The sequence below is a fragment of the bacterium genome (assembly GCA_035281585.1).
In the GTDB taxonomy this organism is placed as follows: Bacteria; UBA10199; UBA10199; order DSSB01; family DSSB01; genus DATEDP01.
Window position 1 is genome coordinate 1 of sequence record DATEDP010000130.1, and the last position, 11411, is coordinate 11411.

Here is an 11411-nt window from a genome sequence, read left to right on the forward strand (position 1 = left end):
CCTTCACCGGCGATCCGCGCTGGACCCAGCTGGTGATCGAGAGCTTGGCCGGGGAGCCCTTCGTCGGCGCCATGACCAATCCGGAGCCCGGCCTCAGTCCCGACCAGCTCCGCCGGATTCGGCCCGATGCCTATTACGGCAGCGGCAATCAAACTTACGAGAACCCGGTGAACAACTTCACCGCCTTCGGCTATATCGGCGCCGGCGCCCTGATGGCCCGAGCCGGCGCGATCAGCCCGGCGATGACGGTGGCCGCGGCTCGCGGCATCTTCGAGGTGGCCAAGCTCGGCGCGCCGGCCGAATGGCGCGACCGTCTGCCGCCGGAACGGCGGGACTTTGGCCGTCATTGGTTGGTGCCGCGACATGACGACCTGCGATTGATCCAAGCCGAGGCCGGCGCGGTCGCCAAGGCCGCCGCCCGCGATGGCCAGGCCATGATGCTGGGGCGCGATCCCGGCGCCGACATGCTCCAGCGCTTCGACCGCGAGGTCGACGAGCAGGTGGCCTTGCGTCAGTGGACGGTTTCGAAGCTTCGGGCGGATATCGGCGATCAAGGCCGGCAGTACCTCAGCGCCCGCTATCCGCGGCGCTATTCGCCCTTCCGCCTGGAGCCGAACGCCCAGCCGCTCTTCGAGGTGGCGCCGGAAGTTCCGCTCGAGGCCTTCGAGCATTTCGCCGGCCGGATGGGCTTGCAGCCGAGGGATTGGGAGTATTTATTGAACCGGGAGGGCGACCTGCGGCCGGCGGCCCTGACCGAGGCCCTGGATCGGCTGCGGCCCGGCCTCGACACGCCGGCACCGGCCCGCGACTTGGCCGAGCGCGAAATTCGCCTCATGGTCCAGCTGGCGACGATCAGCCCTTCGCTGGGCTTGGCCTTGGCGGTGGAGCGCGGCCGGATCCAAAACGAAAACCTCGGCGAATTCCCGACCGTCTTCCACCAGCAAGCGGCGCTCCGCACGGTTCTTGAACTGGTGCCGGAGGCTCGGCCGGCGCTGGAGCAGAATTTTTCGGACCTGCCGAATTTCCCCAATTAAAGTAGCAAGGGGCTTCAGCCCCGACTTGGCGGGCCTAAAGGCCCTTGCTACGGGATTTTAAGCGAATCACGCCAAACGGCAATCCGCCCAAAATCAGCAGCCAAAGCGATCCGCCGGCCGCGCTTCCGCCGAGCGAGCAACCGGTTCCATTCAAGAGGAAGCCGCCGCCCTGGACCGTGACCGTCGCCGAGCTGGCCGCGCCGCAGGCGTCGGTGCAAGTCACCTGGAGCACCGAGGTCTGGCTGGCTTGCACGATCGGGTTGGCCGCGCTCGAATCGCTGATCTCGGCGTTGCCCGAAACCACTTCCCATTCGATGCTCAGGTTTTCACCGAGCTCGCCCAAGCAGGTCGGATCGCCGCCGACTTGGAAACCGCCATTGGCCGCCACCGGCGTGCCGGCGTCGGCGACGGGATCGTCGTTGTGATTGAAGGCCACCGAGGCGTGGTAAACGGCCTGCTCGCCGAAGCCCTGGCCGGTCACCGCCTGCGGAGTCGGCTCGGGAATGAGCTCGAAGGCCGAATAGGCCAGGTCGGGCCCGCCGCAGCCGTCGATGTCCTTGGTCGCGATCGGGATCGTCACCCGGTTGTCGAGCGATCCCCCCACCGCCAAGGTTTGATCCGCCGCCACCGGGAAATTTCCATCGCCCGGATTGAGCCGGACCTGGACGCCGCCCTGCGGAAATTCGGGGCTCGCCTCCTCGGCCTGGATGAAGGTGTTGGCCAAGTCGTCGAGGCCGTCGCCGTCGAAGTCGGCGGCGGCTAAACCGAAAATCGCCAACAGGCCGGTCTGGGGCAGGCCAAGCGGGTTGACCGCGCAGCTCCCGCCGGGAGCGCAGAGGACAACCGAAAGGTCGCCAACCGAGAGCTCCTGGTCAAAAAAGAAGACGGCGAAGTCGAGGAAATCGTCGCCGTCGAAATTCCCGGCGGCCAGCGTGACCGGGATCGACTGATCGGGGAAAGACACCGAAGCGATCGGGTCGGAGACGAAGCTCCCGTCGCCGTTGCCCTTGAAGACCAAGAGGAAGTTATTGGTGCCCGTTCCGGTCGGGGGCAGGCTCAGGGTCAGCGCCAGATCGACCGGGCCGTCGCCGTCGATATCGGCGGCGACGAGGTTCACCGCCGAATCGAAGCCGGCCAAGCCCGCCGGCAAGGTGAGCACCGAGTCGGTCCGGGGGAGAGCTCCCAAGCTCCCGTTGTTCTGCAGGCTCACCGCGATCTGGTCGGCGCCGTCGAAATCGTAGAAGGCCAAGTCGACCAGGCCGTCGCCGTCGAAATCGGCGGCCGCGAAGTTGGGATCGAACTCGCCGAAGGCCGTCAAAATGCTGCCGTCGGTTTGGGATCCCAGCTCATTGAGCGAGGTCGCGAAGAAATTGGGGCCGGCCTGCGAAGGCACGCCGATGGCTCGGGCCGGACCGAAGCCGGAGGCGAAAAATTTGACGTTGGCCGGCGCATTCACCGCCATATCCATCTCGGGCGTGACGCCGAGCAAGGCGATGTCGTCGGCTTGGTCGCCGTTCAAGTCGACCAATTGGAGGCTGCTCGGAAAGAAATAATTCGTCTCGGCCAGGGTCGTCTCGATGTCGGAGGGCGGGCTCAAGGCCAAGGAGCGGGTATCGGCGGCGCTGTCATGGACGATGGTCCAATAACGCTGGGTGATGGAGCTGTCGAGGTCGATGAACCCGACGGCGGCGATCGCGACCTCGTTGAGGGTCGAATCGCCGGGTCCCAGGATCGAGGTGTCGAAATTGCCGATGTTCAGAGTCGAGGGAATGTCGATCGATTCATCATCGAGGAAGCCCAGGCTCGGCAGGAGAAAATCCACCGGCGCGTCGAAAGTTTGGGCGAGCCCCGGCGCGGAAGCGCCGAGCAGCAAGCTGGCCGCCAAAGCGCCAAATCCGAGTTTAAAACCACTCTTGTGCTTTCGCATGAACCCTCCTTGGGAAAAGCGTTGAGAAATTAGAAATCAGACTCGCCAGTCTAGTCAAGAAATTGAAAAAAAAGCCCGGACTCCGAAGAGTCCGGGCTCTGAATTCACCGCGTTCGCCGCTATCGGCGTCGGCGAATGACCGCCAAGGGCAGCAAGCCGGCCAGGCCGACCAGCCAAGCCAGACCGCCCGAGGCCGCCGGGTTCAGCGAGCAGCCCGAGCCGTTCAGGAGGATGTTGCCGCCTTGAACCGTGACCGTCGCCGAGCTCGAAGCGCCGCAGAGATCCGAGCAGGTCACTTGGAGGACCGAGTCGGTCTGGGCGTTCACGACCGGGTTGGCCGTGGTCGGATCGCTGATGCTGGCGTCGCCCGAAACCACTTCCCACTCGATCGTCAGGTTTTCGCCGAGCTCGCCCAAGCAAGTCGGCTCGCCGCCGACTTGGAAGCCGCCGCTGACCGGGACCGGAGTTCCAGCGTCGGCGATCGGATCGTCGTTATGGTTGAAGGCCACCGAAGCCCAGTTGGTGGTGCCGAAGAAGCCGCCTTGCGGGGCCAGAACCGGCGCCGGCGACTCTTGGGGGATCTGGAAGCCGCTGTAGGCCAGATCGGGCCCGCCGCAGCCGTCAATGTCCTTGCCGATGACTTGGAGGACGATGCGGCTATCCTCGCCGCCGCCGAGCAGGAGTATCTGGTCGGGTTGGTTGGTGAAGCTGCCGTTTTGGTTGACCAAGACTCCCACGCCCGAGCTGATTTCGTTTTGCTCGCACTCGCCGCTGGGGTTGTCGCAAGCGATGAAGGCCACCGCCAAGTCGTCCAAGCCGTCCTCGTCGTAGTCGGCGGCCGCCAGGCTGAGCGGGACGACGAAGGTGCCGTCGGCCAAATCGATCGGGCTGACGCTGCAAGAGGCGCCGGGGCTGCAAAGGACGATATTGATCAAGAAAGTCCCGGGGAGCACTTCCTGCTGGGCCGCGCCGACGGCGAAATCGAGAAACTCGTCGCCATCGAAGTTGCCGACCGCCAGCCCGCTGAGGTCGAAGTCGCTCCCGAGGTCGACCGAAGCGATGGGATCGGCGACGAAGCTGCCGTCGCCGTTGCCCTTGAACACCAGCAGCCGGTCGGGAACGCCGCTGCCGTCGGCGGCGTCGAAGGTGATCGCCAGGTCGGGCGCGCCGTCGCCGTCGATGTCGGCGGCCACCAGGTTATAGGCGAAGTCGAAGCCTTGGTAATCGACCGGCAGGTTGAGGGTGGTGTCGGTCCGCGGCAAGGTGCCGAAGGTCCCGTCGTTCCTCAGGCTGACGGCCACCTGGATGCCGGGGTCGCCAAAGAAGAAATCGTAGAAGGCCAAATCGATGCTTCCGTCGCCGTCGAAATCGGCGGTGGTGAGCGAAGGCTGGGAAGGAGTCCCGCCGAACAGCGAAGGAATCGAGGAATCGGTCTGCTGGCCGAGGATGTTGAGCGAGGTCGCGAAGAAATTGGGACCGGCCTGCGAAGGCACGCCGAAGACGCCGACCGGCCCGGTGGTGCCGGTCTTTTGTAATTTGAGGCTGGCCAGGTCGACCGCTCGGCCGCTCTCGAGCTCGATGCCCGCGCCCAGGACGGCGATATCGTCGGCGCCATCGCCGTCGAGGTCGACGAGCTGGAGGCTGTCCGGGATCAAGTAGAAAGGCTCGAATTCGTCGGTGACCGCGATGTCGGAAGGAGCGGTCTGAACCAGCGACCGGGTGTCGGTCGAGCTGTCATGGACGATCGTCCAATAACGGTGGACCAAGGCGATCGGATCGGTTTCGACAAAGCCGGAAATGCCGGCGATGGCCACTTCGTTGAGCGGCAGATCGCCGGGCCCGTTGATCGAAGTGTCGTAGTTACCGACGTTCAAGGTGAGCGGAAGGCTCGGAAACGGCGCCGCGCTCGGCGTCGGCAAGGCCTCGAGCACGAAATCCAGAACCGGTGTATCGAAGATTTGAGCTTGGCCGGACGAAGTCCAGCCCCCCAGGATCGCCGTCATCGCCAGAACGGCACCCCCTACTTTCTTATACCACTGCATCGGCTATTCTCCTTTCATGGATAGAGATGAAGCCCCGAGCTTTTCTTGAAGTTGGATTCGGGTTACAACCAGAATGGAATGATTCCCAATACCCGGCCCGACTAAATAAGGAAATTCATGCTCCGTCAAGAATTACATCGCCCTTTCCGAGTCTTTTTGCTGCTGATCGCGATCGGGCTCGGCTCGGCGGTGCCGGCCAGGGCCGCAAGTGCGCCCAAGCCACCGGAAAGCGGAGCCCGGCTCCAAGACTTCGTCCCCAAGGGCTGGGCCGTCCTGATGCAGGCCGAGGGCGATCTGAACCGCGACGGCAAGCCCGACGCCGCTTTGATCCTGAAAAATCCGGCCGAAGACTCGATGCAAGAAGAATGGCCGCGGCCGCTGGTCCTGCTCCTGCAAAACCCCGAAGGCGGCGGTTATCGGCTCTCAGCCGCCAGCGAGCAGGCCGTCCTTTGCCGCACTTGCGGCGGCATCTTCGGCGACCCCTTGGCCGAGCTTCAGATCAAGAACGGCGTGGTGATCATCGATCATTACGGCGGCAGCCGTTTTCGCTGGGGCTACACCCACCGCTGGCGCCGGCAGGACGGGGATTGGATCTTGATCGGTGAAACCAAGATCAGTCACGACACCGCCGGCCCCGAGGCCAAGGAAGACGACTTCAATTGGCTGACCGGCGATCGGATCGTGAAAGTCACCGATGCCGACGGGAAGGTCAAGACGACGAAGCGCCGCGAGGCCAAGAAGCCTCCGGCCAAGCTTTCGACCTTCAAATTCGAATGAGCCGCGAAGACACCATCCTCTATCAATTTCCGATCTCGCATTACTGCGAGAAGGCTCGATGGACCCTCGCCTTCAAGGGCTTGCCCTACCGTTTGGTCAATTTGGCGCCGGGACTTCATTTGCGGAAAACCCGGAAGATGGGCTGCGGCGCCACCAGCCTCCCGGTGCTGCGGCACGGCGGCCAAATCGTCCAGGGCTCCGACGCCATCATCGACTACCTCGATCGGATCCAGCCCGAGCCTCGCCTGACTCCGCTCGATCCGGCCGAAGCCGCCGAAGCCCGGGAATGGGAAGTTTTCCTCGATAGGGAAATCGGCGTCCACCTTCGCCGCTACTTCTATCATTATCTCTTGGCCCAACCGGCGATGGCCAAGCGGATGATTTTGCACGACACCTCTTTTTCGATCCGGGCGATCTACGCCTTCGCCTTCCCGGCCATCCGCCGGCTGATGCGCCGGGCGATGAACATTCGGCCCGAAACCGCCGAAAAATCGCGGCAGCGCTTGTTGGAGGCCATCGATCGCTTGAACCAAACCCTGAAAAACCGGAACTACCTGGTGGGCGACCGCTTCAGCCGGGCCGACATGAGCGCCGCCGCCCTGCTGGCGCCGCTCTGCACGCCGCCCGAGCATTCCTTCCCCTTTCCGCAGGAAGCGGAAATGCCGGAGGTCCTGCGCGATTTCCGGGCCGCCCACCGCCAAGAGCCTTTTTTCCTTTGGACCTTGAAACTCTATCGGGAGCACCGTGGCTAAACCCCTCTTCCATCTGGCCTTCCCGGTCCACGACCTGAAGGCCGCGAAGAAATTCTATCTCGCCCTCGGCTGCCGCGCCGGCCGGGCCTCGGCTCATTCGGCGATCTTCAAGCTCGGCGAGCACCAGATCGTCGCCCAGCTCGCCAAGGAAAAGCCACGGCCGCAGCGCGGGATCTACCCCCGCCACTTCGGCCTCATCTTCGGCAGCTTGAAGGAATGGCAGGCGCTGGAAAAGCGGGCCCGGCGGCGCAAGCTCGCTTTCTATCAGGAGCCCAAGCTCCGTTTCGCCGGAACGCCGCTCGAGCACCGGACCTTCTTCCTCCAGGACCCTTCGCTGAATTTATTGGAGTTCAAGTTCTACAGCGATCCGGCGGCGATCTTCGGCCGGCGCCGGATCAAGAAGATCGGGGATCACTGAGAGGGGCATCGTAACACCGTCATCCTGAGCGAAGGATCTGCGACCGCCTTGGTGGGTATGAGATTCTTCGGCCCCTTCGGGTCCTCAGAATGACAACAGCGAGACGGATCTCTTCCGATCCCGCTCCTCCAAAAAATCCTGGAACCGGACTTTCGGATAGCCGCTGAAGTGAAAAGCCCCGCCGTAGACGATGCCACGGCCCTTGGCCGGAACCCCTTCGGCCCAGATCCGGTTGCGGGTGCCAATGCTGAGCGAGCTCATCTTGGCGTCGGCGGCTTGGGTATAGGAGGCCGGCGCGTCCAAGGCCACGACCTTGAGCCCCCGGCGGCGGCAGAGCAGGAGGAGCTGGTAATAGGGATTCTCCTCCGGCTTGCTGATCTTCTTGAAATAGGGCGCCCAGAACGGCTGGAGGTAGTTCTGGAGCTTGCGCTTGGCCTCGCGCCAAGCGGTGCTGCTCGCCTTGGCGGTCAGAAAATCGTCGAGCTCGCTTTGCAGATTTTGCGGCAGCATCTCGATGGCCAGCCAATCGAGCTTCTGGCTGCGGATCATTTTTTCCAAGGCCTGAATCCGTTCCCAGCTGCCATGGATGTCGGGGAAGAGCAGAACGCCCTTCCAACCTTTCTTGGCGGCTTGAGCCCGGCTCAAGGTCGGCGTTTTGCCGTAGGTGTAGACCACCGAGTGGTAGCGGCCCCAGGCCTCCCGCTCCTGCTCGTAATAAGGATTGGCCGCGAAGAAATCCTCGAAGCGGCCGGCGGCACGCAGCAATTCCCAAAATTCCAGCCGGCAAAGGATCGAAGCTTTGCCTTGGGCGTCGAGATAGTGGATCTTCTGGAGGTGGCCGCGGTGGGTTTCGATTCGAATCAAGCGGCCGCTGGCCAAGGCGGCCTCGTGGAATTTTTTCTGCGGGGTGGCCGGGTATCCGGCATCTTTCAAAAAGTCGAGCACGGCCTGGAGACCGATGCCCTTCCCCAATTGAAAGACGAAGTCATAGGCGTTGCCACGATAGAGCCCGGCCGAAGCGGCGGGCATTCGGCCCGGACTCGGGCCTTGTTTCACCGGGCAGCCATCGGGATTTTCTTTTACCAAGGAGCGCCCGACCAGGATGGCTTCCAGTTTTTTCCAGCGCTGAGCGCCCAAGCCTCGAACCCGGAAATCGCAGCGGAGCCGGCCTTCGTGGTTGCGCAGCTCTTCCGGCTGAAAAGTCCCATCCTGATTCTCGTCGAGGTTGAGCAGCCAAGGAGACACTTCCTCGGCTTGGGCGGCTTTGGGATAATCTTCCAGGATTTGGCGGACGGAAATCGGCGTCATTTTTTCTCCACGCTATTCCGTCATTTAAAGCAAAGCCGATGCCAGTTGTTAAACGATGAATTTATTGTTCTTTTTATGGATTTTTCGCCTAAGATGTAGGATTTTATACAAATTTAACGGTTAAATTTAGACAGATGGGAAGGCGGGCCGGCCATGGAAACACCCTTACAAGGAGAGGTCTTTTATCTCTATGCCTTCGACGTGGCCGACGAGATCCGCACCGACAAGGCCGAGAAAATCTTGGCCAAGAAGACGGTGCCCTTCGGGCCGAGCAATGAGCGGCTGGTGCCCAAGGCCATTCCTTTCTACCGGCCGCTCAGCATCGACCCGATGCGCGGCTCCTGGCGGATCGGCGGACAGCAGGTGCAAAGCCTGGTGCGGATCTACGACGTCGGCGTGGTGTCGGTCTTGATCTCGGTGCCCTTCGAAGTCGGCGGCTTGGGCGGGCTGATGCCCTTTCACCGTCCGGCGCTCGACGGCAAGGGGCCCTTGGACCAGGCCGCGCACGAGCTCTGCCGCAACGTCGTCCAACATCTCCGGGAGTATTTGGTCGGCGCCTCCGAGGTCGACATTCCCGAGGCCTACACCGTCTTCGTGCTGCGCCGCATCGGCCAGAGCGCCAATGCCGAGCAATGGGCCGAGGGTCAAAGGCGCGAGATCGCCGGCCTCCTCGCCGAGACCGATCCGGCCGCGCTCTCCCAGCAGCAGATTGACGAAACTTTTCGGCACAAGCTCAGCTTCGAGTTCGACGACGTCGCCATCGTCGACTGGGACGCCGCGCTCTTGGCCGATCTTTCCGGCGAGATCGAGGACGAGGTCCACGTCCTGGAGCTGGCCAATCTGCAATTGGAAGAGCTGGTGCTGATGGACAAGCGGCTCGACGTTTATCTCAATCGGGCCTACGACGAATTGGAAAGGAGCCGGCCCAGGCTCTGGAGCTGGAAGCGGAGCGAGCTCGAAAAGCTGCGGCGCTTTCGGACCGACGTGGCTAAGATCACCGACGAGGTTTCCAACATCAGCAAGTTCTTCGGCGACTGGTACCTGGCCCGCATCTACCTCGCGGCTCGCGACCGCTTTCATTTGGCCACTTGGCGGGAGAGCATTCAAAACCGGCTGCTCCATCTCGACAACCTCTATGAGACCCTGCACGGCGAGGCCAACGAGGCCCGAATGCTCTTCCTCGAGGCCATGATCGTCCTCCTTTTCATTGTCGATTTAATTGCGGTTTTTTGGTTCAAGCACTGAAAATTTGTACATAAAGGCAAAAGAGCTAAGGATCTTGCCAATTTCCCCCCTTTGAAAAAGGGGGGACCCAGGGGGGATTTGAAGCGGTGGCATAAATCCCAACGCGCGTTCAGACGCCTGCCGCGGCTTTAAATCCCCCCTACCCCCCTTTTTCAAAGGGGGGATTCCACGGGATCGCCCTTTAAGCTTCGGACCTTGGTTGACTTCTCGGTCCACCCCCGCTAGGGACGCCATGGGGTGTATAAACCGAGGAGGCCATATGAAAAAGTCGATCGGCACCCTGCTAGGCGCAGTCGTGCTCCTATTCACCCCAACTCTCCATTCCGCCACCAAAGTCTGGGACGACGGCGGCTTAGGCAACAATAACTGGTCCGCCGCGGTCAACTGGGCCGGTGACGTCGCACCGGTTGGCGGCGACTCCATCACCTTCCCCAGCACGCTCGCGGGCAACAGCCACAACGATTTGGCCGCCGGCACCGACATCGCCGGCATCATCCTCGCCGGCACCAACTACATCATCGCCGGAAACTCCATCGACCTGAGCAGCAGCCTGCTCTCCAGTCAGACCACCGGCACCAATATTTTCAGCATCCCCTTGGTCCTCGCGACCGATGTCTTGCTGACCGTGCAAAACGCCGGCACTTTCTTGCAGATCAACAGCGCCGGCACCATCAACACCAATGGTTTCGACCTGATCGTCGGGGGCCAAGGCGCCGCGGTCATTAACAGCGTGATCAGCGGCACCGGCGCCGTCGTCAAGAACGGCCCCGGCTTCTTCCGGCTCAGCGCGGCCAACACCTACAGCGGCGGCACCGTCCTCAATGCCGGCGCCACCGAGGTCACCAACACTTCCGGCTCGGCGACCGGCTCCGGCACGGTCTCGGTCCAAAACGGCGCTGAGCTCCAAGGCGACGGCATCATCACCGGCGCAGTCACCGTCGAGGCCGGCGGTGAAATCTCGCCCGGCGACGACGAGCCGGCCCTGCTCCAAGTCGGCGACCTCACCCTCGAGCCCAGCTCGGTTTTCATCGTCCAGCTCAACGGCCCGGTGCCCGGCACCGAGTACAGCGGCTTGGACGTCGTCGGCTCGGTCAACATCGCCGGCGCCATCTTCCGCATCGCCCTGGGACCGGACCTGGTCGCCGGCGATGAGTTCGTCATCATCGACAACGATTCGAGCGACGACGTGGCCGGCACCTTCAACGGCTTGTCCGAAGGCGAAACCTTCCGGGTCGTCGGCATCGACGACATCGGCTTCAAGATCAGCTACTCCGGCGGCGACGGCAACGACGTCGTCCTGACCTCGATCCCGACCCTCTCGATCAACGACGTCCAGGTGGCCGAACCGGCTTCCGGCACCAGCACCGTGACCTTCGTGGTGACCCTGAGCGAGGACAGCGACGAGACGATCGAAGTCGATTACGGCACCGCGGCCGGCACCGCCACCGCTTCGGCCGACTACACGGTCGCCACCGGCACCCTGACTTTCAGCCCCGGCACCAAGACTCAGACCATCCAGGTCACGATCAAGTCCGACGCCATCGACGAGGGCAACGAGGAGTTCTTCATGAACCTCTTCAGCCCGACCAATGCCTCGATCGCCAAGGATGAGGGCGTGGCGACGATCCTGCCGCCGGGCAGCGTGGTTCCGAATCCCGATCCCAGCAGCAACCCCAACCCGAACAACCCGAACCCCGGCTTCCCGACCGCCCGCAGCGACGGCGGTTGCAGCCTAAGCGCTTCGGCGCCGAGCTACTCGGCGGCTTGGGGCCTCGGCATCCTGGCCTTGGCCGGGCTGTGGGGAATGCGCCGGGCCAAGCTCCGCGCTTAATTCGAATTTCCTCCTTGGAAAGGCCCCTCCGAACGAGGGGCCTTTTTTTTTGCTCAGCAGAGGTCATCCTGAGCGGG

The 11411-nt window shown here is 62.9% G+C and carries 9 protein-coding genes; 6 read left to right on the forward strand and 3 right to left on the reverse strand.

Going from position 1 to position 11411, the window contains the following annotated elements; all coding sequences use genetic code 11:
- The coding region (locus VJR29_11270; GenBank protein HKY63991.1) for a hypothetical protein at nucleotides 1–1034 on the forward strand (1034 nt) is incomplete at its 5' end.
- 34 nt (nucleotides 1035–1068) lie between these two features.
- On the opposite strand, the gene VJR29_11275 is transcribed toward VJR29_11270, so the two are convergent.
- The gene (locus VJR29_11275) at nucleotides 1069–2961 is read right to left on the reverse strand and encodes a hypothetical protein (GenBank protein ID HKY63992.1); all 1893 of its coding nucleotides are present in this window, start codon (nucleotides 2959–2961) and stop codon (nucleotides 1069–1071) included.
- Between the two features lie 119 nt (nucleotides 2962–3080).
- Nucleotides 3081–5003, reverse strand: coding sequence for a hypothetical protein (locus tag VJR29_11280; protein ID HKY63993.1), 1923 nt, complete (start codon nucleotides 5001–5003; stop codon nucleotides 3081–3083).
- 117 nt (nucleotides 5004–5120) lie between these two features.
- Between VJR29_11280 and VJR29_11285 the strand changes: the two genes are divergently transcribed.
- Genes VJR29_11285 through VJR29_11295 form a run of 3 tightly spaced genes read left to right on the forward strand, consistent with a single transcriptional unit; the run spans nucleotide 5121 to nucleotide 6950 of the window.
- On the forward strand, nucleotides 5121–5780 hold the full coding sequence (locus VJR29_11285) for a hypothetical protein (GenBank protein HKY63994.1): 660 nt from the start codon (nucleotides 5121–5123) through the stop codon (nucleotides 5778–5780).
- Nucleotides 5777–6532 (forward strand): glutathione S-transferase family protein, encoded by a 756-nt coding sequence (locus tag VJR29_11290; protein ID HKY63995.1) that lies wholly within the window; start codon nucleotides 5777–5779, stop codon nucleotides 6530–6532. The genes VJR29_11285 and VJR29_11290 overlap by 4 nt, the downstream gene beginning before the upstream one ends.
- On the forward strand, nucleotides 6525–6950 hold the full coding sequence (locus VJR29_11295) for a VOC family protein (GenBank protein HKY63996.1): 426 nt from the start codon (nucleotides 6525–6527) through the stop codon (nucleotides 6948–6950). The genes VJR29_11290 and VJR29_11295 overlap by 8 nt, the downstream gene beginning before the upstream one ends.
- Before the next feature lie 84 nt (nucleotides 6951–7034).
- Here VJR29_11295 and VJR29_11300 read toward each other — a convergent pair whose 3' ends face one another.
- The gene (locus VJR29_11300; protein ID HKY63997.1) at nucleotides 7035–8258 is read right to left on the reverse strand and encodes a ChaN family lipoprotein; all 1224 of its coding nucleotides are present in this window, start codon (nucleotides 8256–8258) and stop codon (nucleotides 7035–7037) included.
- A 153-nt stretch (nucleotides 8259–8411) separates the two neighbouring features.
- Between VJR29_11300 and VJR29_11305 the strand changes: the two genes are divergently transcribed.
- Both VJR29_11305 and VJR29_11310 read left to right on the forward strand, forming a co-directional pair.
- Entirely contained in the window at nucleotides 8412–9503 is a 1092-nt protein-coding gene (locus VJR29_11305) for a hypothetical protein (protein ID HKY63998.1), read from the forward strand.
- A gap of 259 nt (nucleotides 9504–9762) precedes the next feature.
- Complete coding sequence (locus tag VJR29_11310) at nucleotides 9763–11334, forward strand: Calx-beta domain-containing protein (GenBank protein HKY63999.1); 1572 nt, start codon at nucleotides 9763–9765, stop codon at nucleotides 11332–11334.
- Nucleotides 11335–11411 lie beyond the last annotated feature (77 nt).

Excerpts from the sequence above, each read along its gene's own strand:
- VJR29_11275 (HKY63992.1), bottom strand. The coding sequence starts at position 2,961 with ATGCGAAAGCACAAGAGTGGTTTTAAACTCGGATTTGGCGCTTTGGCG.
- VJR29_11280 (HKY63993.1), bottom strand. The coding sequence starts at position 5,003 with ATGCAGTGGTATAAGAAAGTAGGGGGTGCCGTTCTGGCGATGACGGCG.
- VJR29_11285 (HKY63994.1), top strand. The coding sequence starts at position 5,121 with ATGCTCCGTCAAGAATTACATCGCCCTTTCCGAGTCTTTTTGCTGCTG.
- VJR29_11290 (HKY63995.1), top strand. The coding sequence starts at position 5,777 with ATGAGCCGCGAAGACACCATCCTCTATCAATTTCCGATCTCGCATTAC.
- VJR29_11300 (HKY63997.1), bottom strand. The coding sequence starts at position 8,258 with ATGACGCCGATTTCCGTCCGCCAAATCCTGGAAGATTATCCCAAAGCC.
- VJR29_11305 (HKY63998.1), top strand. The coding sequence starts at position 8,412 with ATGGAAACACCCTTACAAGGAGAGGTCTTTTATCTCTATGCCTTCGAC.
- VJR29_11310 (HKY63999.1), top strand. The coding sequence starts at position 9,763 with ATGAAAAAGTCGATCGGCACCCTGCTAGGCGCAGTCGTGCTCCTATTC.